Below are 21326 nucleotides of genomic sequence, written 5' to 3'. Positions count from 1 at the left end.
CGTCGAGCACTCCGCGAACAGGGGAATCGGACACGACCGCTGCTAGGACTGGAACTCCTTCTGGACCCAGCCCGACGGCCCGCTCGGACGTGGCCCGGTCTCTTCCATGGTCTGGACGGTGCCGTCGCGGGTGACCATCCGGACGACGGCCGTGTGACTGGAGCCGGGCGGGTCGTAGCTGTACGTCCACTGGCGCCACGCGTCTTCGGCGGGGCCCTCGCCGTCGACGGCGGGCAGGGGCTCCGAGAGCGTGGCCTCGGACCACGACGAGCCGCCGTCGGTCGACACCTCGACGGTCGAGACGCCCCGGAGCCCGCCGTAGGCGTGGCCGGCGAGCTGTCGCGTCCCGTCGTCGAGCATCGTGTCGGCCCTGAGCGTCGCGGTGGGTTTGACCGGGCCGGTCCCCTCCCAACCGCGCTGCTCCCAGTAGCCGTCCACCTCGCTGTTCAGCAGCTCGATTTCGGTGAGCCACTTCGTGTTGACCTCGCCCCAGTGGCCCGGAATCACGGCGCGGACGGGGTAGCCGTGACCCCGCGGGAGGACCTTGCCGTTCATGCCGTAGACCGCGATACCGCGGTTGAACGCCTCCAGAGGGAACTCGACTTCGTAGCCGTCTTGGGCCTTGAGCAGGACACAGTTGCAGTCGCTCTGGACGCCGGCCCGCTCGACGAGGCGCTGGAGCGGGACCCCGGTCCACAGCGCGGTGTCTATCTTCTTGCCGTTGAGCGAGTCCCCGACACAGCGAAGCGTGGAGAACTGGTTGACCGCCGCCATCCCCTGGAGCTCCTCGTAGTCGACGGTGACCTCCGATTCGACGGCCCCGGTGATCGAGAGCGACCAGTCCGCGGCCTTGGTGTTGGGGTCGATGGAGTTGATGTCGACCTCGTAGAAGTTCTCGCTGACCAGCGGTTCGATGCCGCTGACGTCGAGGGAGTTGGCCTCGGCGGCGTCCAGTTTCGCCTGGAGGTCTTCGGTGTCTGCGCCCGGGGCGTCGAGCTGCGGGGCGTCCTCGCCCATCGAGGTCTTTCCCTCGCCGACGGCGAAGCCGACGGCGGTGGCCCCGATGGCGACGCCGAACGTCGAGAGGGCGCGCCGCCGCTTCGAGGAGATGGGGTCCGCGGAGCCCCGATAGGCGTCGACGGCCTGTGCGAGGCCGACGACGGCGACCGCCGGGACGACCGGTCCCAGCGAGAGGGCGAGCTCCCGGGTGAGCGCGGCGGTGACTACCCACAAGAACACCGCCGTGCCGACGGTCGGGAGCAGTCGGTTGTTGGCCTCGCTACCGGCGAGGAGTGCGCCGGTGATACCGGCGGCGAACAACAGCCACGTGAGGAGGATGGCCGTGAGGAGGTTCAGCTGCTGGCCGAGGCTTCCCAGCGTCGTGATGGCGACGGAGACCACCTCGCCGGGCATCGTCCGTGAGAGCGTCCGCTCGATGGGCGAGGCGACGAAGGTCGGCGTGTAGCCGGTCGCGCCGTAGGAGCCGGCGACCCCCGCGCCAGCGGCGGCGAATCCGACCAGTAGCCGGCCGCCTCGACTGTCGAGCAGTGCGTCTTTCATGCCTCATCGTTGGCGGAACTACTCAAAAGGTGTTTTTCCAACACTGTTCCAATTTCGTCCCAAAGACGGATGGGTACTCGGCGTGTCCGAGCCGGTATGAGTGACGAAGTCGGCGGGCGCCCCTGCCCGCTGTGTGACCGGGCGATGTACCACCGCCACTGCAAGTACGTCTGTCCGGAACACGGCGTCGTGTACGACTGCGCTGATACGTTCTACTGAGACTGCTGACGGATTTATAGGGTTGGGCCCGTAGTATCAGGCAATGAGGAGTCAGGGCGACATCCGCGTACTCCACGTCGACGACGAGCGGGAGTTCGCCGAGGTCGCCGCGATGCATCTCGAACGGGCCGACGGGAGTCTCAGTGTCGTCACCGAGTTCTCCGCACAGGACGGACTCTCGACGCTTCGGACCTCGCCGGTCGACTGCGTCGTCAGCGACCACGATATGCCCGGGATGGACGGGCTGGAGTTTCTGAAAGCCGTCCGCGAGGAGTATCCGGAGCTCCCCTTCGTCCTCTTTACCGGGAAGGGGAACGAGGAGATAGCGAGCGACGCCATCAGCGCCGGCGTCACGGAGTACCTCCAGAAGGACGTGGGGACCGACCAGTACACGGTTCTGGCGAACCGCATCAGGCGTGCCGTCGGCGAGAAACGGGCGAAGTCGGCCCTCGAAGAGTCCGAACGGCAGCTCTCGACGCTCATCTCGAATCTCCCGGGGATGGTGTACCGGGCGCGAAACGAACGCGGGTGGCCGATGGAGTTCGTCAGCGACGGGGCGGCACAGCTGGTCGGCTACGACGCCGACGCCATCGAGTCCGGGTCGGTCACGTGGGGTTCGCTCATCGACGAGGCGGACGCAGCGCGGATACGCTCGCAGGTCCAGACGAGCATCGCCGCCGACGAGCCGTTCGAGGTGAGCTACCGCGTCACGACGAAATCGGGCGAACGGCGGTGGCTGTGGGAACGCGGGCGCGTGGTGGGGACCGACGACGCCGGCGTCGAACTGCTCGAGGGGTTCGTCACCGATATCACCGCCCGCAAGGAACGCGAGCGCGAACTCGAACGCGAGCGGGAGTTCACGGAGAACCTCGTGGACACGCTCGACGACGTGTTCTACCTCGTCAACCTCGAGGGCGAACTGCTGCGCTGGAACGACACCACGACGGCGGTGCTTGGCTACGACGACGAGGCGCTCTCGACGATGACGCTCTTTGACCTCGTCCCCGAGGCGTTCCACGAGGCGGTCGAAGAGACCGTCGAGCGGACCGTCCAGGTCGGACAGGCCACCTTCGAGGTGCCGCTGGTGACCAGCGACGGCGACCGCATCCGACACGAGTTCCGCGGCTCGCTCATCGAGGACGGGGCCGGCGACATCCTCGGCGTGGCCGGCATCGCCCGGGATATCACCGACCGGCGGGCCCGCGAGCGGACGCTCGAACAGTACCGGACGCTCGTCGAGAACGTCGGCGACCCGATGTACATTCTGGACAGCGAGGGGACGGTCCGGATGGCCAACGACGCGATGGTCGACCATCTGGGGTACGACCGCGACGAGATCGTCGGGGCCGACCCCGAGCGGTTCATCCCGACGGCGGACGTCGACCGGGTGACGGCGACCCTCACCGAGCTCCTGCAGTCGCCCGGCCGGACGTGGGAGACGGTGGAGATGCGCACCGTCGACGCCGATGGGGCCCGGACGGTGACCGAGAACAAGGTCGCGCCACTGGTCGGCGCAGACGGCTCCGTCACCGGCTCCGTCGGCGTGATGCGGGACGTGACCGAGCGCCGACAGCGCGACCGGGAGCTGGGCCGGTACGAGGCCATCGTCGAGGCCGTCGGCGACCCCGTGTACGCGCTCGACGAGGACGGCGTCTTCACCTTCGTCAACGAGGCCATCGAGCCGATGACGGGATACAGTCCCGACGACCTCGTCGGCGAGCACATCGGGCGCATCATGACCGAGAGCGACGTCGCGGAGGGCGACCGACTCATTCAGGACCTGCTCGCTGACCCCGACACCGACAGCGGGACGCTGGAGATGGACGTGGTGACGAGGTGGGACGAGCGAATCCCCTCGGAGAACAACCTCGCCCTGCTCCCGGCCGAGGACGGTGGCTTCGTCGGCACTGCCGGAGTCATCCGGGATATCCACGAGCGCAAGGCCCGGGAGAAACGGCTCTCGGAGTTCGCCTCGGTCGTCAGCCACGACCTCCGGAACCCGCTGAACGTCGTTCAGGGGCGGCTCTCGCTGGCCCAGGAGACCGGCGACGTGGACCACCTCGGCGCGGCGTCGGCGGCCGCCGACCGGATGGAGCAACTCATCGAGGACCTGCTGACGCTCGCCCGTCAGGGAGACGCCGTCGGAAGCGTCGAGGCCATCGACATCGCGACGGCCGCCGAGGGGGCGTGGGCGAACGTCGACACCGTGGGCGCGACGCTCGAACTGGCCGGGACCGACACCGTCGATGCGGACCCCGACCGGTTTCGGGAGTTGCTGGAGAACCTGTTTCGAAACGCCGTCGAGCACGGCCCGCACCGCCGGGGGCTCGACAGCGTGACCGACGACGCTTTCGCCCGTCGACCGCCCGACGATACGCTTCGCGGGGAGCTGACGGTAACCGTCGGCACGATATCCACGGCCGCCGACACCACCACCGGATTCTACGTCGCCGACGACGGCACCGGTATCCCAGCCGCTGACCGCGAGAAAGTGTTCAAACGCGGCTACACGACCTCCGAGGGCGGAACCGGGTTCGGCCTCGCAATCGTCGAGGACATCGCCACGGCGCACGGCTGGTCGGTGCGGGCGACCGAGAGCGCCGACGGCGGTGCCCGCTTCGAGTTCACGACGAGTCGGGCCGACCGCTGAAGTGTCGGTAGGTCGGGCCCGCAAGCACCAGTATCGAAAGCGACCCGAGCAAAACGAGCAGCTGTGGCAGCGCCTCGATAGAGAGTCCTTCGAGCGTCAGCGACCGCATCGACGCGCCGGCGACGACTTCGACGACGACCCACGGAATCTCGCCGAAAAAGGTGCCGACCACGAACGCCCGGGTCGACACGCCGGCAAAGCCCGCACCGTAGGAGACCGGGTCCGCGGGCACCGGGGAGAGCCGCGCGGCCAGCACCCCGCGGGTCTCGCCGGTCACCTCGATGATGCGCTGGCCCGACTCGCCGAGCCAGCCGAACATCCCGCCCTGCTCGCCGGCCCGCTCGGCGAACCGGTAGGGGATGAGACAGGTCACCAGCGCGCCCATCAGCGCGACCGGGATGCCGTAGCCGATACCCAGCACGAAGCCGACGAACGCCGATAGGGGCATCGTCGGCCACGCGAAGAAGGGCCGGACGAGATACAGCGTGACGATGACGCCGGCCAGATACACCGGGTGGTCGGCGAGATGCATGGCCTCGCGAACGAGCCGCGCCGGAGAGAGGACGGCCGCGACGGCGGCCACCGCGACGACGAGAACAGCCGAACCGAGCAGCTGTTGTCTGGCGAGACGGTCCATCTACACGTGTCAGTGGGACCAGCGGGCAAACCTCTTGTGGTCAGCCGTCAGCGGGGACGTATATAAAAAGGCCGGACGGGTCCGGTGTTAGTAGCGTGTCGTCGTCACGGCGTCCTGGTCTTCGGACCGCAGGGCGATACCGCTGGCGCGAAGTTCCGACGCGAGTTCGCTCTCGTCGACCCCTGCACGGGACGCGACCTGGGAGAGACTCAGCTCCGTGGTCTGGTACAGTTCGACCGACTCGCTGAGTGGTGTGTACGTCATTGCACTCGGACAAAGTGCTTCGATTGTTATAACTCTTGTTCAGAATTCGACACAAATGTCACGAAAAGTCTGGCTAATTCACGTACTATCGCCATATATAGTTCTATATGTGCACAATCGTAATAATCAGTTACTCTTCGACCGGTACCGAGTTGCGAACCGGTGTCACGGGAACTGTTCGCGTGCCCGCCGCCGGCGGGAAGAATTAATCCGGTCGCAGCCGGAGGTGTTGCTGTGCCCGACGACGAGCGCGACCCCGTGGAACTGGGGGTGGAACTACTCGCCCATCTGGAAGCGGCGTCGCTGTCGGTCGCCGAGGCGATGGACCGTATCGAGACGGTGACGACCAACCCCGGCGTCCAGCGGGAGATTCTCGACACGGCGGCGATGCGCGGCGTCATCGACCGCGAGGACGGCCTCGTCCGCCCCCGGTCGGGCGGGACCTACGTCAGTTTCGAGTCCGACGTGGTGGTCCGGGAGGGCGAGTTCGCCTGTGAGCGCTGTGGCGCGTCGATTAGCACCGGCCACTTCGTCCAGTTCGACGGCGGCGAACTCGGCCCCTTCGGCTCGACGTGTGTTCGGAAAGTGCTCGGGAGGGAGTAGCGAGGCCGACCGAAGGGAGGCCTCGAAGCGGAACGGCGAGCGAAGCGAGCCGTGGAGCAGTAGCGAGGAATAGCGAGGCCGACCGAAGGGAGGCCTCGAAGCGGAACGGCGAGCGAAGACGCAGTGACGGGAGGGCTGCTCGCAAAAGACGACGGCTAGCGACCCTGCCGCAGTTCGTTGATGAGCGTCTTGATGGTCTCTTCCTGGGCCTCGATGCGCTCGTTCTGTCGTTCGATAGCGGCGGTGAGGCGGGCGACCTGCTGTTCGAGGGCGGCGATGTCCCCGCTGTCGCCGCTGTGGGGCGACGGTTCCCCGGGCCCTCGGTCCGGTGCCGACGTCGTCGTGTCGGTCGTCGGGTCCGGCTCCGCGGGCTGGTCGCTCGCCTCGTCTTCGCCGTCGCTGACCAGCGGGTCGATACCGCTCTCCAGACCGAGCCCGTCGTTGTCGTCGGGCTCCGCCTCCGGTTTCGAGGCGACCTTGGCGTTGAGGTCGGCCAGCGACGAGACTTCGTGGAAGGCAAACAGCGCCTCTTGTAACGTCTTGCGGACCGCGGGGGCCTGCTCGCTGGGCGCTTTGATGCGCTCGGGCCGGTCGTTGACGCCGAGCACGATGGCCGTCGCGACGCTGCCCTCCTCGAACTCCAGCCCGGTGACGGCGTCGAACTCGTAGGACTCGAAGTCGTTGTCCCAGGTCACGTTGCCGAGGTGTTTCAGCAGGCGGTTGTCGGTGACGACGAGCGTGAGCTCGCTGAAGCGGAAGACGCCGGTGACGCTCTCCTCGGCGCCGATGACGGTCGAGCCCCGCAGCGTCCCCTCGATGAGGCGTTCGAGGACCGCGTCGGCCCGGCTGCCGGGGACGCCGAACTCCCGTTTCTGGTCGGTGTAGACAAGCGTGAACTTCGTCTTCCGGCGGCCGGTCGAGATGGTCAGTCGCTCGAAGTCGAAAGGGTAGGTCTCGACTTTCTCGTCGCTCAGCAGGCCTTCGCCGCGGTAGACGAGCGTCCGGGTCCGTGTGAAACAGACCGCGTCCTCGTCGCCGAGCGTGACGCCGGCCTGGATCTCCTCGTCCCCCAGCTCCTGCTGGACGAGGTCTGGAATATCCATGCAGGGTGCATGCCAGCGCGGTGGCTTAAATCCCCCGACCGTGTGAGGGCGCCACAGCGTCCCCGGAGATGAGAACCTTCAAGACGGCAAGCGGCCAACGACCGAGTGCAACTGAGCCCGGGTGGCTTAGCTGGACATAGCGCCGCACTCATAGGGTCTTACGACTCATGCGGTACCACACCGGCATGACCCGTGGGGTGCTCGTCACACCCCGGACCTGGGTTATGCGGAGATCGAGGGTTCGGAGCCCTCCCCGGGCATTTTCCAAGGAACGACGAGCGACAGCGAGTCGTGACGCCGTGAAATGTCCCGGTGGCGACGAACCCGTAGGGTCTCGGCGAGTGGAACGAGCCGAGAGCAGAGAAGAGCTTGCTCTTCTCGTGGTTCGGAGCCCGCTCTCAGTACCGGCTGTCGGTCCGCTCGGTCGTGGGATACTCCGTCCCGACCACGATGCTGCCCTTCATGTCGACCCCCTGGTGTGGGTCGCAGTAGTAGTTGTAGACGCCGTCGTCCTCGAACGTGAACTCGTAGTTGACGCCCGGCTCCGCGAGCGCGTCGCCCGAATCGAGCGGGCCGTCGCCGACAGACCTGACGATGTGTCCGCTCCCGTCGCCCGTCCACTCCCATTCCACCGTCGTGCCGCTGTCCACGTGGACCGCGGGCGGTCCGAACCCGAACCTGCCGCCGTTGCCCTCGACGCCGACCCGGACTGTGGTCCGCTCGCGGCCGCGCGCGTCGACTATCGTTCCGTCGTAGTTGTCGGTCTCGGCGAGATGGGCGTCCACGGCCGGTCGACCCTCCGTTTCGGGCGGCACCGATTCCTCCGTCACGGTCGGCGTCGGTTCCTCGGTCTGCATCGGCTCCTCAGTCCGTGTCGGCTCCTCGGTCTGCGTGGGGACCTCGGTCGCCGTCGGACTGGTCCGCTCGTCGGTGGGTGTCGGGGTACCCGACGACTCCGACTGCGTGTCGCTGAAACAGCCGGCCAGTCCCGCCGACGCGACCACTCCGAGTAGCGATACGATTCGCCGTCGTGTCCGTCGCTCTGGCATAACTGGGGGTGACGGGCCGGGAAGATAAATGCGGCGCCCTGAAGCTGAATCGAACCCGTCCTCAGAACTCGGTGGCCACGCTGACGTGCAGCCCGACGAACGACCAGTCGCCGCTGCGGCGTTCCAGGGCGCCGCTCCAGCGGGTGTCGAACTCGTGGTGTGTCCCGTCTTCCTCCCACGCCAGCGTGACGGCGTCGCTGAACCAGGCCACCGAGTCGCGCTCGGTGACGCGCAGTTCGCGGCTCTCGACGGTCCAGTCGCTCGTCGAGGCGGTCTGGTCGCGGAGCCCCGCCTGAACGCTGTCGGAACCGACCAGCCGCTCGGAGATGCCGAACTTCACGATGGGGTCGTCCGCGGCTCGGTCGTCGACGAAGAAGGTGTCGAGCGGTGCGCCGTGGCGCAGCGAGTCGTAGTAGTCCTGAATCGTGGCCCGGGCGTCCATACGGGAGAATTCGGCCGGAGGGACTTACCGCTATGGGGCGAACGAATTAGGCGCGGCCGGCCCAAGCGGGGGCATGCGCGCAGCGATCTACAACGGTCCCGGCGACATCACCGTCGAAGAGGTCCCTCGACCGACACTCGACGCACCGACCGACGCCATCGTCCGCGTCACCCACACGGCAATCTGTGGCTCTGACCTGTGGTTCTACCGCGGCGAGAGCGACCGCGAGGCGGGGTCCCGGGTGGGCCACGAACCGATGGGTATCGTCGAGGCGGTGGGCGACGACGTCACCTCGGTCGCACCCGGTGACCGCGTCTTCGCCCCCTTCCTCATCAGCTGTGGCTACTGCGAGTTCTGCCGGAAGGGACTGCACACCTCCTGTGTCAACGGCGACTCGTGGGGCGGGGAGAACGGCGGGTGCCAGGGCGAGTACGTCCGGGCGACCCACGCCGACGGGACGCTCGTCCGGGTTCCCGAGCGCCACGCCGACGACGAGGACACCCTCCGGTCGGTGCTCCCGCTGACCGACGTACTGGGAACGGGCCACCACGCTGCGGTCAGTTCGGGCGTCGGCGAGGGCGACACCTGTATCGTCGTGGGCGACGGCGCCGTCGGGCTGTGTGGCGTGCTGGCGGCCCGGCGGCTGGGCGCGGAGCGCATCGTCGCCATGGGCCACCACGAGGACAGACTCGAACTGGCCGAACAGTTCGGCGCGACCGAGACGGTCGCCGCCCGCGGTGACGAGGCCGTCGAGACGGCGACCGAACTGACGGACGGCGGCGCGAACCACGTCATGGAGTGCGTGGGCGCGGCGTCGGCGATGGACACCGCCGTCGACGTCTGCCGGCCCGGCGGGACCGTCGGCTACGTCGGTGTCCCACACGGGGTCGACGAGGCCGGGCTGGACGTGTTCGGGCTGTTCCGGGAGAACAGGACCCTCCGGGGCGGCGTGGCGCCGGTGCGGGCCTACGCCGACGAGTTGCTGGCCGACGTGTTACAGGGGACGCTCGACCCCTCGCCTATCTTCACGAAGGAAGTGGACCTCGACGGGGTCCCGGAAGGGTATCGCGCGATGGACGAGCGGGATGCTATCAAGGTACTCGTCACTCCGTAACGGCGGCGTTAGACACATACGTACACAGTCCAATGTGTACCGATGGCAACCACTACCACGGTTCTGGTCATCGGCGGCGGTGCAACGGGCACTGGTATCGCGCGGGACCTCGCGCTCCGCGGCGTCGACGTGACACTCGCCGAACGCGGGGGGATATCCAGTGGGACCTCCGGCCGCTCGCACGGGCTGCTCCACAGCGGTGCCCGGTACGCCGAGGCCGACCGTGTGGGCGCCGAGGAGTGTATCGCGGAAAACGAGATACTCCGCGACATCGCCGGGGCGTGCATCCGCGACACGGGCGGGCTGTTCGTCCAGCTCGCGGCGGACGACGCCGACTACTTCGACGAGAAACACGCCGCCTGCGAGGAGATCGGTATCGAGACCGAGGTGATGGACGGCGACGAAGCCCGCGAGCGCGTGCCGGACCTCTCGGACGACGTCGTACGGGCGATGCTGGTCCCCGACGGCGCCATCTACCCCTCGCGGCTCGGTGCGGCCAACGCCGCCGACGCCGAGGACCACGGCGCGACCATCCATCCCCACGGCCCGGTCGAGGAGCTGACCGTGGAGGACGGGCAGGTCACACACGCCCGACTCGGCGGGGACGTCGACGACACCGTCGAGGCCGAATACGTCGTCAACGCGGCGGGCGCGTGGGCCGGCAAGGTAGCGGCGTTGGCGGGTCTCGACGTCGAGATGGCGCCCTCGCGGGGCGTGATGGTCTCTGTCGAGTACGACCGGCTGGGGCCGGTCCTCAACCGCTGTCGGAACCCCGACGACGGCGACATCGTGGTCCCACACGAGCACGAGGCCGTCCTGGGGACGACGAGCGTCTCCGTCTCGGACCCCGACGACTACGAGACGGCCGACTGGGAAGTCGAGAAGTCCATCGAGGAGTGTGCCGACATGCTGCCGCCGGTCGCCGATGCCCCGGTCGTCAGGAAGTGGTGGGGCGTCAGACCGCTGTACGCGCCCGACGAGGGCGACGGTAACCGACGAGGTATCTCTCGGGGCTTTTTCACGCTCGACCACGCCGACGACGGGGTCTCGAACATGGTCAGTGTCGTCGGCGGGAAGCTGACGACCTACCGGCAGATGGCCGAGGCGACCGCCGACCTCGTCTGCGACCGGCTCGGCGTCGACGCCGAATGCGAGACCGCGACGCGACGGCTGCCCGGCGCGGACGACCCCGACCGACTGGACGAGCTCGTCGCGGCCTACGACGGACAGGGGCCGACCGACGAGGACGTGGTCAGGGCGACGCAGTAGGGCACTACCCGCTGGGAAAATCGCGGAACGCGGACTCGAAGTCGTCGAGTTCAGAGACGGCCGTGTCGGCCTCCTCGCGGAGTCGCTCCACTCGCTGACTCACTTCGCGGTACTCCTCGTGGGCGTCGAGTTCGACCGGGTTCTTCTCCGATTCGAGCGTGGCCTTCTTCGAGGCCATCGCGAAGAACTCCTGGAGCTGTTCGTCGTAGGAGTCGCGGGTGCGCATCGACTCGACCGTCTCGAGCAGGTCGCTCCGACTCACCGGTTTCGTGAGGTAGTCGTCGAACGGCATCTCGATGATGTCGAAGTCGGGGTCGACGGCCGTCACCATCACGACCCGACAGTCGATTCCCCGCTCGGCTATCTCCGCGAGTACCTCGTCGCCGCTCATATCCGGCATCTGCCGGTCCAGAAACACCACGTCGACTGTCTCGTCGACGAGTTCGAGTGCCTCGGTCCCGTCGTAGGCACTCTGTACCTCGTGTGCCCCGTCGAGCCACGTGATGTACAGTTCCGCTACGTCGCGCTCGTCGTCGACGACGAGCACAGTCGCCGACTCTTGTGTTGCTGTTGAATGCACGCTCTCACCTCCGCTCGGTTGGGCTCCGCGTACGATATATGACATAAGCACCATGATAAATCCACCCTCAAAATTATCAGAACTGATTCTCCTCGATGCCACCCCAGCACAGATACCGGCGGCCGCCCTACGAACTCCCCATGGTGACTGTCACTGGCGCGTGGTCACGGGAGGAGGTCGCCACGTTCCTCGAGGAACAGACGATACCGGTCCGACTCGGCTGCCGGCGGCCCGGCGGCGACCCGTGGATGCTCTCGCTGTGGTATCGGTACCGGGACGGCGCCCTCCAGTGTGCGACGGCCGCCGACGCCGACGTCGTCTCGTATCTCGACCACGACCCGTCGGTCTCCTTCGAGGTGTCGACGAACGACCCGCCCTATCGCGGCGTCCGGGGCAACGGGACGGCGACGGTCGAACCCGACCCGGAGAAAGCCGTCCTTCGAGCGCTGCTGGACCGATATCTCGGCGGCACCGACGGCCCGTTCGCCGAGAAACTGCTCTCGCCCGACCGCAGTGAGGTCCGCGTCAGTATCGCGCCCGACCGCCTCCACTCGTGGGACTACAGTGACCGAATGTGAGTCGTTTCGTCGGCGCTTTGTACCGCCCGCCCGTACGGTCGGTCGATGACTACCGACCCGTCGGTGCTCCGGTCGCTCGCCGTCAGCGCCGAGGACCTCCTCGCGGCAGTGGAAGCCGACGCTCGCGGGGGTCCCCGGACCGTCCTGCGCGTCACCCCACCGTTCAGCGGGCGGATGCGCGCTCGGTTGCACGTCGTTCGGGACGAGACCGATAGCGCGACGTTACACGTCCCGCCTGCGGCGTTTCTCGACGACGACGCGCCGCCCTATCCCACGCCGGACGAGACGGCCGACGAACTCCGCTCGGCCGACGACGCGACCTACTCCGTCGACCGGCACCGCGAGTATCACGAACAGCGACTCGACGACTGGCGGGAGACAGTACTCGACCACGTCACCGACACCGTGACACCTCCTGCTCTCGACCGCGATATCGACGTCTCGGTGCTCGGCCCATAGCCTCCGGAGCACGGGGGAGCGGTATATAGGCGGGCAGATACCTTCTCACGCGCTCAGAGGTGCCGATAAAAGCTCTCGATTGCTACGGGGCGGTGATGAAAGGTACACAATGTGCCTCCTAGCAGCGTGAAACGGGCCGAAATATAGCGAAACCTCTCTCGGTTATAAGACACTCTCCCCTGTAGATTGTAGCAGTTGCCACCATGCCTAGTTCGTCAGTACACGAACTGTTCGCGCTCGTCGACGAGGCTGTCCCCAGCCTCGGCCGGTCAGTCGTCGCACCGGTCCGGGGCTTCGCCTTCTGGATGGCCATCGCCCTCCCGTTCCTCTACGTCCCGCTACTCGCCACAGGTCTCGGGTCGTCCGCCGTTCGGACGGCGTTCGGTCTGCTGGTGCTGGCGAACGTCGCCGCGTTGCTCGTCGGTCACTCCTACGCCGGCGAGTGAGCGACAGTCACGACGGACCCATCGGTATCGAGCGGTTTCTGGCCCGGTCTGTCCGGTCGAACGGGCCACATATTTAATATCCCGCTTGACTTACCTGTCGTATGGCCGCTTATGGCCGGCCGACCTTACGAGACCTGTTCGATGAGTCACCGACGCCGCATATCGCTCACCCGCCTCGTAGCCACCATCGAGACTTCTACATCGCCACGGATGGCTCGTTTCGACCGCACAGCGGCGGGCCCGTCAACGGCGACCGGACGCCCACCGAATCCGGCGGGCTCGGCGTCGTCATCGAGACGCTCGACGGCGAGCGCGTCGTCCGGCTGTCGGTGCCCGACAGCGCCCCGGACAACAACGTCGCGGAGTATCGGGCGCTCCATCTGGGACTCGACGTGTTAGCGTCGCGGGCCCCGACGGACGCCCGCGTCGGCTTGCTCATCGACCACGACCAGCTGGCCGAGAACGTCAACGCCGAGGTGCTGGCGACACACGGCTCCGCCTACGACCCGCCACACGGCGTCAGCGTGCCGCCGGCGACCGGGCTCCACTGGCGGGGCATTCAGGCCCGCATCAACGGCTTCGGAGAAGTGAGGGCCGCGCGCATATCGAGCGACCGGAACCCGGCCCATCCGCTGGCGAACGCGCCGGACCAGTACGACCACGTCAACGCCGAACCGGACCGCTGTCTGCGCTCCGAGTCGGCGAGCGGTGAGGAACGGGTCCCGCCGCCGTCGCGGGCCGACCGCGGCGAGGCCTCGAACTGAGCGGCCGGCCACTCGGCGTCAGCGGTGGTGTCGCCACTGCCACTGCGGTGTCCAGTCGAGCAGCGACTGTGCCTTCCCCGTGTCGACGAGCGACGCGTACTCGTCCCCGGGGAACCCGTCACGGCGTTCGGCGTCCGGGTACACCGCCGCGAGAACCGCTGCCGTCGGCGTCTCCGTCACCGTGTCCGGCGCCGATACCCAGAACCGCTCGTGGCCGTCGAAGCCAGCGGTGAGCGTTTCGGTGACCAGTTCGACCATGTCCGAGACGTGGACGTAGGCAAAGAGGGTGTTGCGCTGGGTGTGAAACCGCGGCGAGTCACGCAACGCAGCCAGGCGCCGGTCCGGTTCGACGAACGTCTCCCGGGCCAGTTCGTCGTCGACCACCCACGGAAACCGGAGTGAGCTGATGGTCCGCGGGCCGTCGGCCCGCCGTGCGAACCCGTCGGCGACCGCTTCTAGCGTCTGTTTCCCGAGGCCGTAGGCCGTCGACGGCGTGAGCCGATGGGTCTCGTCGACCGGGAGCGAGTCGACGGTGATCGGGTCGGGCTCGAAGCCGCCCCCGATGGCGCTCAGACTCGACGCGAGGGTGACGGTCTCGACGCCCAGTTCGCCCGCCGCCTCCAGCACGTGGTAGGTCGACATCGCGTTGCTCTCGAAGGTCCGGAACCCCGGTCCGGCGTCGGGCGTCGGAATCATCCCGAGGTGACAGACCGCGTCGGCGTCGCTCTTGGCGAGCGAGCCGTACACCTCCCCCATCTCCAGCAGGTCTGTCCGGAGGTAGGCGTCCGCGTGTGACTCCTCGCGGGACCCGCGCGAGAGGTTCACCGTCCGGAACCCCTCGCCGGACAGGTGTTCGAGCACTGCCCCACCGATGCGACCGTTCCCGCCTGTGACGGCGACCGTCTCTGTCATGTACCGGCGTACATCCGGTAGATTGAAAGGTTCCTGCGGTCCGCTAGCGTGAGCGCCGTCGCTCTGTGGACGCGACCGATAAGTTATGGCGATGATTGTTTGTGACTTCGAGGACGTTCCCGAAACGTCACACAGCTCAAATTTTAAGTGAGGGGAGATACATACTCTCCGGTGAGAGCTGTCGAAAATGAGTACCGGACGACAAACACGCGGACCCGACGGACAGTACCGAAACCAGCGAGCGCGGCGTTGGCAGGTCTCGCGCTACGACATCGTGCTGGCCCTTATCCCGATGGCGTTCCTACTGACCGCTGTCGCCAGCGGGCTCTTCGGCGTGGCCCTGCCCACCGCGCTCGCAGGGGGGTCGGTCCTCGGTGTCGCGGTGCTCGCGGACGCGCTCTTTCTGAACCCCCCGACTGAACGGCTGAAGTGACCGTTACTCGGCGTACGCTACTCCTGTTGTGCGTCTACGACTGCCACGCCGGCGAGATTGACGATGTCCTTCACTTCGTCGCCGCGCTGGAGGACGTGGACCGGTTTGTCCATCCCGACGAGCATCGGCCCGATGGCCTCGGCGCCGCCCAGTCGCTGGAGGAGTTTGTAGCCGATGTTGCCGGCTTCGAGGTTCGGGAAGACGAGCACGTTCGCGGGGTCCTCTAGTTCGGAAAACTCGTAGGTCCCGTTGAGGATGTCCTCGACGACCGCGGTGTCGGCCTGCATCTCCCCGTCGACCGGGAAGTCGACGCGGTCGTCGGCCTGCAGTTTGGCGACCGCGTCGCGGGGTTTCTGGGTCCCCGAGTTGTCGACGCTGCCGAAGTTCGAGTACGACAGCATCGCCGCGCGGGGCTCGACGTTGAACCGGCGGGCCAGGTCCGCCGTGTGGCGGGTCACTTCGGCCAGCACGTCGGCGTCGGGGTCCTGGTTGACCGTGGTGTCGGCACAGAAGATGACCTGGTTTTTGAACGTCAGCATGTAGACGCCGGCCGCGTAGTCGGCGTCCTCGGCGGTGCCGATGACCTGCAGCGGCGGGCGCAGCGCCCGCGGGTAGTGGTGGGTCAGCCCAGTCAGCATCGCGTCGGCGTCGCCCATCTCGACCATCACGCTACCGAGGTAGTTCCCGTTCCGGAGCAGCTCCTCGGCCTCCCGGCGGGTGACGCCCTTGCGCTGGCGCAGTTCGTACAGGCGGTCGGCGTAGGTTTCGATGTCTGCCGTCTCGGGGTCGACGACGACGGGGTCGAACTCGAGGCCGAACCGGCGGCGGGTGGCCTCTATCTTCTCGGCGTCGCCCAGAAGGACCGGCTCCGCGATACCCTGCTCGACGAGCTGGTATGCGGCGCGAATCATCTTCTCGTCGTCGCCCTCGCCGAGCACCACGCGCTTGGGGTCGCTCTTTGCCTTGTTCAACACGACGCGCATCATCTCGCGGGACTTCCCGAGGCGGGCCTCCAGTTCCTCGACGTAGGTGTCGTGGTCAAGCTCCGTCCGGGCCGCGCCGCTGTCCATCGCCGCCTCCGCGACGGCCGGCGTCACCTCGAAGAGGACGCGGGGATCGAGCGGTTTAGGGATGATGTACTCCGGCCCGAACTGCAGCGGCTGGTCGCCGTAGGCCTTGACTACGGCGTCGGGCACGTCTTTGCGCGCCAGCTCGGCCAGCGCCTCGGCCGCGGCGACTTTCATCGCCTCGTTGATTTCGGTGGCCCGCACGTCCAGTGCGCCCCGGAAGATGAAGGGAAAGCCCAGCACGTTGTTCACCTGATTCGGGTAGTCGGAGCGTCCCGTCGCCATGATGACGGTGTCGTCGCGGGCGTGTTTGGCCGTCTCGTAGTCGATTTCGGGGTCGGGGTTGGCCATCGCGAAGATAATCGGGTCCTGAGCCATCGACCGGACCATCGCCTCGTCGACGATGCCGCCCACGGAGAGGCCGACGAACACGTCCGCGCCGGCCAACGCGTCGGCCAGGTCGCCCTCCGGCACGTCGCGGGCGAACGCCGACTTGAACTCGTTGAGCCCTTCGTGGTCGGCGCGGTCCGCGGTGATGATGCCCGAGGAGTCACACATGGTGATGTTGTCCCGCTCGGCGCCCAGCGAGACGTAGAAACGGGCGGTCGCGATAGCGCTCGCACCGGCTCCGGAGAAGACGATGTTCAGGTCGGCGAGCTCCTTGCCCGCGATGTCGGCGGCGTTGACCAGCGCCGCCCCGGAGATGATGGCGGTGCCGTGCTGGTCGTCGTGGAACACGGGGATGTCCATCGTCTCGCGGAGACGCCGTTCCACCTCGAAACACTCCGGGGCCGCGATGTCTTCGAGGTTGATGCCGCCGAAAGTCGGCTCCATCGCCCCGATGGCGTTGACCATCACGTCCACGTCTTCGTCGGTGTCGAGTTCGATATCGAAGACGTCGATGTCCGCGAAGCGTTTGAACAGCACGCCCTTGCCCTCCATCACGGGCTTCGAGGCCTCGGGGCCGATGTCGCCCAGCCCCAACACCGCCGTCCCGTCGGAGACGACGCCGACGAGGTTCCCCTTCGCAGTGTAGCGAAAGGCCTTCTCGGCGTCGGTGGCTATCTCTTCACACGGCGCGGCCACGCCGGGCGAGTACGCGAGCGAGAGGTCCCGCTGGGTGTTGGTCGGTTTCGTCGTCGCGATCTCTATCTTGCCCGGCGGGTCCTGGCTGTGATAGTCGAGTGCGTCCTCGTCGAGTCCCATAGGGAATGGGAGTCAGGGGGCCGTATAAATGTACGCTGGCACATGGGCGGTGCGTCGGACACGTCTGGGTCGTCACCGCCGACCGCGATAGCGACCGCTTGCGCCCTCGTACCGACGACGAGCGGCCGCCCCGTGACGACGGGGGCGGGAGCGGCGACCGCAAAGAGCGATTCCTAAGTACGTCGAGTCCTCAGTGGCAACTATGACCACCCGTTTCCGCCGGCTGCTCACGGCGACGACGGCGCTGACCTTCGGTCTCATCCTGCTCGGGGTGTACACCGGGGCCATCGGTGCCGGGCTGACCTGTGACGGCCGCTGGCCGCTGTGTGACGGCTGGCTCGGACTCTTCCCGGCCAACTGGGCGAGCTTCGTCGAGTGGTTCCACCGTTTCGTGGCGATGATAACCGGCTTCGCCATCCTCGGCTCGACCGCCGCCGCCTGGCGCGGTGACTACTCGTCCCGACTCAAGTACGCTACCGCCGTCGCTACGGTGGTGCTCCCGGTCCAGATACTGCTCGGGGCGAACACCATCGTCAACTTCGGGGCGGCCGCGCAGGTGCTCCACCACGCCGCCGCGCTGGCGATCCTGACCGCGCTGGTCGCCGCGACCGCGTGGTCGTACGACGCGTCCGCGACGACGGCGACCGCCGATACATCGGCCGAGTCGGGGACGGACACCGACGCGACACCGAGCTCCGACTGAACGGCACACACTGTCGACCGTTTTACAACACGTGTTGTTCCGTTCGTAACACTCATCCCGGCATACCCCGATGGTCGGGTATGTCTGAGAGAGGACTCTCGCGACGGCGGTATCTCACCACGGTCGGCGGGGCAGCCGTCACCCTGTCGGTGGCCGGCTGTTCCGGCAACGACAGTAGTAACGGCGACGAACGGACGATTACGGCCGGTACCGCACCCGGCTTCCCGCCGTTCGAGATGAAAGAGGGCGGGGAGCTCGTCGGCTTCGACGTCGACTTGCTGACGGCCGTCGTCGAGCAGACCGACTACACGCTGTCGGGCTGGGAGGAGTTCAAGTTCGACTCGCTGACCCCGGCGCTGCTCAACAACAACATCGACGTCATCGCCGCCGGGTTGACTATCGGCCCCGACCGCGACGAGAACATCGACTTCAGCGACCCGTACTACTCCTCCGACCAGGCCATTGTCGTACGGTCGGACGGCAGTTTCTCGCCGGGGAGCCTCCCGGACCTCGCGGACCGAACCGTCGGGGCACAGAAAGGAACTACCGGGGAGAGCACCGTTCAGGACGAACTCGTCGGAGACGAGATCACCGAGAACCAGTACAACGCCTACGGCAACTACGTACTGGCCATTCAGGACCTCGAGAACGGCAACGTCGACGCCGTCGTCATCGACGTCCCCGTCGCCAACTCCTTCGCGGCGAACCGCCCCGTCGAGGTGGCGTTCGTCTACGAGACAGGCGAGAAGTTCGGCTTCGGCGTCCGAGAGGGCGACGAGGCCCGCCAGTCCGCCCTCAACGAGGGGCTGGGGACGGTCCGCGAGTCGGGCACCTACGAGGAACTGACCCAGAAGTGGTTCGGCGAGTAGACCGATGTTACAGGCAGGTGACTGGGCGTTCGTCGTCGACAATCTCGGCTACCTGTTTGGCGGTGCGACCGTCACAGTCGGGCTGACGCTCGCGGCCCTCGCCGTGGGGTTCCTGCTGGGATTCCCCGCCGGGGCGCTCGAAGTGTACGGTGACGGCCTGCTACAGCGGCTCGTGAGCACGGGCGGCGTTCTCCTCCGAGGCACGCCTATCGTCGTCATCATGCTCGTGCTGTTCTTCGTGGTCTCGATTTCGAAGTCGGCGTTCGTGACGGCGACTGTCGGCCTCGGACTGCGGAGCGCGGCCTACCAGTCACAGATATTCAGAGGGGCGATCCAGAGTGTCGACGAGGGACAACTGGAGGCGGCCCGCGCAGTCGGCATGAGCCGCTTCGAGGCTATCCGTCACGTCGTCGTCCCGCAGGCGCTGCGCCGCAGCATGCCCGGCTTCCAAAACGAGTTCACTATCGTTCTGAAAGACACCAGCATCGCCTTCGCCATCGGCCTCGCGGAGCTGCTGACGCGGGGGTACGACCTGTTCACCCAGAGCGGGCGTTCGACCGCCGTCCTCGAAGTGTTTCTGGCGATCAGCGCGGTGTATTTCGTCCTGACGTTCGTGACCAACCGCGGGCTGGACCGACTGGCCGACTACTACGCGATTCCCTCGGGAGAAAACAGATGACACTGCTACGAGTCGAGAACGTCGACAAGTCCTACGGGGACGAGGAGGTACTGAACGGCGTCAGCTTCGAGATGGACCGCGGGGACGTCGACGTGTTGATGGGCCCCAGCGGCAGCGGGAAGTCGACGACGTTGCGCTGTATCAACCGGCTGACCGACATCGACAGCGGCGACATCTGGCTCGACGGAACCGACGTCGCCGCCCCGGAGACGGACGTGAACAAACTCCGACAGGACGTCGGCATGGTGTTCCAAGATTTCAACCTCTTTGCCCACCTCACGGCGCTCGAAAACGTCACGCTCGGGCTGAAACGGGTGCGGGGTATGCCCGCGGCCGACGCCACCGACGCGGCCACGGCGCACCTCGAACAGGTCGGACTCGCGGCCCAGGCGGACTCGTACCCCGCCGAGCTCTCGGGCGGCCAGCAACAGCGGGTCGGCATCGCCCGCGCGCTGGCGATGGAGCCGAAACTACTGCTGTTCGACGAGCCGACCAGCGCGCTCGACCCGGAGCTCGTCGGCGAGGTGGTCGACGTGATGCGTGACCTGGCCGACCGCGGGATGACGATGCTCGTCGTCAGCCACGAGATGGGCTTTGCCCGGTCGGCCGCCGACGACATCCACTTCCTCGACGGCGGCCGCGTCGTCGAGTCGGGGCCGCCCGAACAGCTGTTCGAGCACCCGGAACACGACCGAACCGAGACGTTTCTCACCGGCCTCCAGTCGGGCGAGCAGCGATGAGCGCCGAGGACCCCACCGCGGCCGAGCAGGTCCGGACGACCATCGACGTCGACACCGACCGGCCGTGGGCGCTGCTCGGCCTCGCGGTGTTCTGGGGCTGGCTGGTCGTCCGCTGGACCAACGACTTCCTGCTTCCCGCCGCCGTCGCGCTCCCGAGCGACCAGTCGTTCTTCCCGGCCGCGCCGTTCGCGTCGGCCGCCGAGTCCCTCACCGCGACGGCGTCCTCACTCGGGGTCGCCGGCGCGCCGCTCGCGTTCGCGGCCGGGCTGCTATCGTTCGTCGCCGGCGCCATCCCCTCGCTTCCGGCGCTGGCCCGCGGCGCGTGGCTCACCATCGTCCTGACCGTCGTCGGCATCGCGCTCGGCTTCGTCCTCGCGGTGCCGCTGTCGGTCGCCCGGGTGTACGGCGGGCGGGCGCTGCGCTGGCTCTCGCTGTCGTACACCGAGCTCATCCGGGGGACGCCGCTGCTGGCGCAGCTGTTCCTGCTGTACTTCGGCCTGCCGTCGACAAAGCTACTCCGCTACGTGCCCGGCGTCGGCTCGGGGTTCGTCCCGGGGACGGCGGCGCTGGTCGCTATCGTCGGCTTCACAATCAACAGCGCGGCGTATCAGGCCGAGTACATCCGTTCGGCGCTCGAATCCGTCGACGCGGGACAACTGACCGCCGCCCGGTCCATCGGGCTCTCGAAGCGCGAGGGCATCCGCTACGTCGTGCTCCCACAGGGGCTTCGTTACGCCATCCCGGGCTGGTCGAACGAGCTCGTCTATCTCATCAAGTACTCCTCCCTGGCGTCCTTTATCACCGTCCGGGAGCTGTTCTTCCGGGCCGAAAGCATCGCCAACGAAACGTTCCGCTACACCGAGCTCTACGTGCTCGCGGCGCTGTTTTACATCGCGCTGGTCGTCTCGGCGTCGGTGGCGATGAACGTCGTCGAAGAACGGACGGCGATTCCGGGTCTCGGCGGGCGGCGACAGGGCTGA

General features: G+C 67.2%; 23 protein-coding genes, 1 tRNA gene and 1 pseudogene. 16 read left to right on the top strand and 9 right to left on the bottom strand.

What is annotated here, in order from left to right:
- Nucleotides 1-42: 42 nt before the first annotated feature.
- A complete protein-coding gene (locus NDI56_RS09005; protein WP_310919132.1) occupies nucleotides 43-1560 on the bottom strand; it encodes a molybdopterin-dependent oxidoreductase in 1518 nt (505 codons plus the stop codon).
- Between the two features lie 96 nt (nucleotides 1561-1656).
- Between NDI56_RS09005 and NDI56_RS09000 the strand changes: the two genes are divergently transcribed.
- Nucleotides 1657-1779 carry an HVO_2523 family zinc finger protein gene (locus NDI56_RS09000; RefSeq protein WP_310919131.1) on the top strand — a complete coding sequence of 41 codons (123 nt, stop codon included), beginning with the start codon at nucleotides 1657-1659 and terminating at the stop codon, nucleotides 1777-1779.
- 43 nt (nucleotides 1780-1822) lie between these two features.
- Nucleotides 1823-4429 (top strand): PAS domain S-box protein, encoded by a 2607-nt coding sequence (locus NDI56_RS08995; RefSeq protein WP_310919130.1) that lies wholly within the window; start codon nucleotides 1823-1825, stop codon nucleotides 4427-4429.
- Here the strand turns inward: NDI56_RS08995 and NDI56_RS08990 are convergent.
- Nucleotides 4404-5066 carry a TVP38/TMEM64 family protein gene (locus NDI56_RS08990; protein ID WP_310919129.1) on the bottom strand — a complete coding sequence of 221 codons (663 nt, stop codon included), beginning with the start codon at nucleotides 5064-5066 and terminating at the stop codon, nucleotides 4404-4406. The genes NDI56_RS08995 and NDI56_RS08990 overlap by 26 nt on opposite strands.
- Before the next feature lie 87 nt (nucleotides 5067-5153).
- Nucleotides 5154-5330, bottom strand: coding sequence for a DUF7317 family protein (locus NDI56_RS08985; protein ID WP_310919128.1), 177 nt, complete (start codon nucleotides 5328-5330; stop codon nucleotides 5154-5156).
- Nucleotides 5331-5564: 234 nt separating this feature from the next.
- On the opposite strand from NDI56_RS08985, the gene NDI56_RS08980 reads away from it, so the two are divergent.
- Nucleotides 5565-5933, top strand: coding sequence for a DUF5830 family protein (locus NDI56_RS08980; protein ID WP_310919127.1), 369 nt, complete (start codon nucleotides 5565-5567; stop codon nucleotides 5931-5933).
- Nucleotides 5934-6088: 155 nt separating this feature from the next.
- Here the strand turns inward: NDI56_RS08980 and NDI56_RS08975 are convergent, their stop codons facing one another.
- Complete coding sequence (locus tag NDI56_RS08975) at nucleotides 6089-7036, bottom strand: DUF7115 domain-containing protein (protein WP_310919126.1); 948 nt, start codon at nucleotides 7034-7036, stop codon at nucleotides 6089-6091.
- Nucleotides 7037-7151: 115 nt separating this feature from the next.
- On the opposite strand from NDI56_RS08975, the gene NDI56_RS08970 reads away from it, so the two are divergent.
- Nucleotides 7152-7296, top strand: a tRNA-Met gene (locus NDI56_RS08970).
- 165 nt (nucleotides 7297-7461) lie between these two features.
- On the opposite strand, the pseudogene NDI56_RS08965 reads toward NDI56_RS08970, so the two are convergent.
- Nucleotides 7462-7893 (bottom strand): annotated as a pseudogene (locus NDI56_RS08965) (halocyanin domain-containing protein); the annotation flags it as partial.
- 253 nt (nucleotides 7894-8146) lie between these two features.
- Nucleotides 8147-8527: a nuclear transport factor 2 family protein gene (locus NDI56_RS08960; protein ID WP_310919125.1), complete on the bottom strand. Its 381-nt coding sequence runs from the start codon at nucleotides 8525-8527 to the stop codon at nucleotides 8147-8149.
- Nucleotides 8528-8600: 73 nt separating this feature from the next.
- Between NDI56_RS08960 and NDI56_RS08955 the strand changes: the two genes are divergently transcribed.
- Together NDI56_RS08955 and NDI56_RS08950 are read left to right on the top strand one after the other, a co-directional pair.
- Nucleotides 8601-9641 carry a zinc-dependent alcohol dehydrogenase family protein gene (locus tag NDI56_RS08955; RefSeq protein WP_310919124.1) on the top strand — a complete coding sequence of 347 codons (1041 nt, stop codon included), beginning with the start codon at nucleotides 8601-8603 and terminating at the stop codon, nucleotides 9639-9641.
- Between the two features lie 42 nt (nucleotides 9642-9683).
- Complete coding sequence (locus tag NDI56_RS08950; RefSeq protein ID WP_310919123.1) at nucleotides 9684-10910, top strand: FAD-dependent oxidoreductase; 1227 nt, start codon at nucleotides 9684-9686, stop codon at nucleotides 10908-10910.
- A gap of 4 nt (nucleotides 10911-10914) precedes the next feature.
- Here NDI56_RS08950 and NDI56_RS08945 read toward each other — a convergent pair whose 3' ends face one another.
- On the bottom strand, nucleotides 10915-11490 hold the full coding sequence (locus NDI56_RS08945) for a response regulator transcription factor (RefSeq protein WP_310919122.1): 576 nt from the start codon (nucleotides 11488-11490) through the stop codon (nucleotides 10915-10917).
- 140 nt (nucleotides 11491-11630) lie between these two features.
- Here NDI56_RS08945 and NDI56_RS08940 point away from each other — a divergent pair, with 140 nt between their 5' ends.
- The 4 genes from NDI56_RS08940 to NDI56_RS08925 all read left to right on the top strand — a co-directional run bounded on the left by NDI56_RS08940 (nucleotide 11631) and on the right by NDI56_RS08925 (nucleotide 13737).
- The gene (locus NDI56_RS08940; RefSeq protein ID WP_310919632.1) at nucleotides 11631-12068 is read left to right on the top strand and encodes a pyridoxamine 5'-phosphate oxidase family protein; all 438 of its coding nucleotides are present in this window, start codon (nucleotides 11631-11633) and stop codon (nucleotides 12066-12068) included.
- A gap of 45 nt (nucleotides 12069-12113) precedes the next feature.
- Nucleotides 12114-12527, top strand: coding sequence for a DUF8009 family protein (locus NDI56_RS08935; RefSeq protein WP_310919121.1), 414 nt, complete (start codon nucleotides 12114-12116; stop codon nucleotides 12525-12527).
- A 203-nt stretch (nucleotides 12528-12730) separates the two neighbouring features.
- Nucleotides 12731-12973, top strand: a complete 243-nt coding sequence (locus NDI56_RS08930; protein ID WP_310919120.1) for a DUF8028 family protein — start codon at nucleotides 12731-12733, stop codon at nucleotides 12971-12973.
- A gap of 101 nt (nucleotides 12974-13074) precedes the next feature.
- Nucleotides 13075-13737 carry a ribonuclease H family protein gene (locus NDI56_RS08925; RefSeq protein ID WP_310919119.1) on the top strand — a complete coding sequence of 221 codons (663 nt, stop codon included), beginning with the start codon at nucleotides 13075-13077 and terminating at the stop codon, nucleotides 13735-13737.
- 18 nt (nucleotides 13738-13755) lie between these two features.
- On the opposite strand, the gene NDI56_RS08920 is transcribed toward NDI56_RS08925, so the two are convergent.
- Nucleotides 13756-14649: an NAD-dependent epimerase/dehydratase family protein gene (locus tag NDI56_RS08920; RefSeq protein WP_310919118.1), complete on the bottom strand. Its 894-nt coding sequence runs from the start codon at nucleotides 14647-14649 to the stop codon at nucleotides 13756-13758.
- 187 nt (nucleotides 14650-14836) lie between these two features.
- Between NDI56_RS08920 and NDI56_RS08915 the strand changes: the two genes are divergently transcribed.
- Nucleotides 14837-15082 (top strand): DUF8015 family protein, encoded by a 246-nt coding sequence (locus NDI56_RS08915; protein ID WP_310919117.1) that lies wholly within the window; start codon nucleotides 14837-14839, stop codon nucleotides 15080-15082.
- Between the two features lie 17 nt (nucleotides 15083-15099).
- On the opposite strand, the gene NDI56_RS08910 is transcribed toward NDI56_RS08915, so the two are convergent.
- On the bottom strand, nucleotides 15100-17355 hold the full coding sequence (locus tag NDI56_RS08910; protein WP_310919116.1) for an NADP-dependent malic enzyme: 2256 nt from the start codon (nucleotides 17353-17355) through the stop codon (nucleotides 15100-15102).
- 202 nt (nucleotides 17356-17557) lie between these two features.
- On the opposite strand from NDI56_RS08910, the gene NDI56_RS08905 reads away from it, so the two are divergent.
- From NDI56_RS08905 to NDI56_RS08885, 5 genes are all read left to right on the top strand, one after another.
- Nucleotides 17558-18058, top strand: coding sequence for a COX15/CtaA family protein (locus NDI56_RS08905; RefSeq protein ID WP_310919115.1), 501 nt, complete (start codon nucleotides 17558-17560; stop codon nucleotides 18056-18058).
- An 80-nt stretch (nucleotides 18059-18138) separates the two neighbouring features.
- Nucleotides 18139-18927 carry a basic amino acid ABC transporter substrate-binding protein gene (locus NDI56_RS08900; RefSeq protein WP_310919114.1) on the top strand — a complete coding sequence of 263 codons (789 nt, stop codon included), beginning with the start codon at nucleotides 18139-18141 and terminating at the stop codon, nucleotides 18925-18927.
- Between the two features lie 4 nt (nucleotides 18928-18931).
- Nucleotides 18932-19606 carry an amino acid ABC transporter permease gene (locus tag NDI56_RS08895; protein WP_310919113.1) on the top strand — a complete coding sequence of 225 codons (675 nt, stop codon included), beginning with the start codon at nucleotides 18932-18934 and terminating at the stop codon, nucleotides 19604-19606.
- Nucleotides 19603-20346 carry an amino acid ABC transporter ATP-binding protein gene (locus NDI56_RS08890; protein ID WP_310919112.1) on the top strand — a complete coding sequence of 248 codons (744 nt, stop codon included), beginning with the start codon at nucleotides 19603-19605 and terminating at the stop codon, nucleotides 20344-20346. The genes NDI56_RS08895 and NDI56_RS08890 overlap by 4 nt, the downstream gene beginning before the upstream one ends.
- Complete coding sequence (locus NDI56_RS08885; RefSeq protein ID WP_310919111.1) at nucleotides 20343-21326, top strand: amino acid ABC transporter permease; 984 nt, start codon at nucleotides 20343-20345, stop codon at nucleotides 21324-21326. The genes NDI56_RS08890 and NDI56_RS08885 overlap by 4 nt, the downstream gene beginning before the upstream one ends.

It is taken from the genome of Halomicroarcula saliterrae (genome assembly GCF_031624395.1).
Classification (GTDB): Archaea; Halobacteriota; Halobacteria; order Halobacteriales; family Haloarculaceae; genus Haloarcula; species Haloarcula saliterrae.
This window is presented reverse-complemented; position numbering and strand designations above follow the sequence as displayed.

Bases quoted from the DNA above. Each gene is read 5' to 3' on its own strand.
- NDI56_RS09005 (WP_310919132.1), bottom strand. From the start codon at position 1,560: ATGAAAGACGCACTGCTCGACAGTCGAGGCGGCCGGCTACTGGTCGGA.
- NDI56_RS09000 (WP_310919131.1), top strand. From the start codon at position 1,657: ATGAGTGACGAAGTCGGCGGGCGCCCCTGCCCGCTGTGTGACCGGGCG.
- NDI56_RS08995 (WP_310919130.1), top strand. From the start codon at position 1,823: ATGAGGAGTCAGGGCGACATCCGCGTACTCCACGTCGACGACGAGCGG.
- NDI56_RS08990 (WP_310919129.1), bottom strand. From the start codon at position 5,066: ATGGACCGTCTCGCCAGACAACAGCTGCTCGGTTCGGCTGTTCTCGTC.
- NDI56_RS08985 (WP_310919128.1), bottom strand. From the start codon at position 5,330: ATGACGTACACACCACTCAGCGAGTCGGTCGAACTGTACCAGACCACG.
- NDI56_RS08975 (WP_310919126.1), bottom strand. From the start codon at position 7,036: ATGGATATTCCAGACCTCGTCCAGCAGGAGCTGGGGGACGAGGAGATC.
- NDI56_RS08960 (WP_310919125.1), bottom strand. From the start codon at position 8,527: ATGGACGCCCGGGCCACGATTCAGGACTACTACGACTCGCTGCGCCAC.
- NDI56_RS08955 (WP_310919124.1), top strand. From the start codon at position 8,601: ATGCGCGCAGCGATCTACAACGGTCCCGGCGACATCACCGTCGAAGAG.
- NDI56_RS08950 (WP_310919123.1), top strand. From the start codon at position 9,684: ATGGCAACCACTACCACGGTTCTGGTCATCGGCGGCGGTGCAACGGGC.
- NDI56_RS08940 (WP_310919632.1), top strand. From the start codon at position 11,631: ATGGTGACTGTCACTGGCGCGTGGTCACGGGAGGAGGTCGCCACGTTC.
- NDI56_RS08935 (WP_310919121.1), top strand. From the start codon at position 12,114: ATGACTACCGACCCGTCGGTGCTCCGGTCGCTCGCCGTCAGCGCCGAG.
- NDI56_RS08930 (WP_310919120.1), top strand. From the start codon at position 12,731: ATGCCTAGTTCGTCAGTACACGAACTGTTCGCGCTCGTCGACGAGGCT.
- NDI56_RS08925 (WP_310919119.1), top strand. From the start codon at position 13,075: ATGGCCGCTTATGGCCGGCCGACCTTACGAGACCTGTTCGATGAGTCA.
- NDI56_RS08920 (WP_310919118.1), bottom strand. From the start codon at position 14,649: ATGACAGAGACGGTCGCCGTCACAGGCGGGAACGGTCGCATCGGTGGG.
- NDI56_RS08915 (WP_310919117.1), top strand. From the start codon at position 14,837: ATGAGTACCGGACGACAAACACGCGGACCCGACGGACAGTACCGAAAC.
- NDI56_RS08910 (WP_310919116.1), bottom strand. From the start codon at position 17,355: ATGGGACTCGACGAGGACGCACTCGACTATCACAGCCAGGACCCGCCG.
- NDI56_RS08905 (WP_310919115.1), top strand. From the start codon at position 17,558: ATGACCACCCGTTTCCGCCGGCTGCTCACGGCGACGACGGCGCTGACC.
- NDI56_RS08900 (WP_310919114.1), top strand. From the start codon at position 18,139: ATGTCTGAGAGAGGACTCTCGCGACGGCGGTATCTCACCACGGTCGGC.
- NDI56_RS08895 (WP_310919113.1), top strand. From the start codon at position 18,932: ATGTTACAGGCAGGTGACTGGGCGTTCGTCGTCGACAATCTCGGCTAC.
- NDI56_RS08890 (WP_310919112.1), top strand. From the start codon at position 19,603: ATGACACTGCTACGAGTCGAGAACGTCGACAAGTCCTACGGGGACGAG.
- NDI56_RS08885 (WP_310919111.1), top strand. From the start codon at position 20,343: ATGAGCGCCGAGGACCCCACCGCGGCCGAGCAGGTCCGGACGACCATC.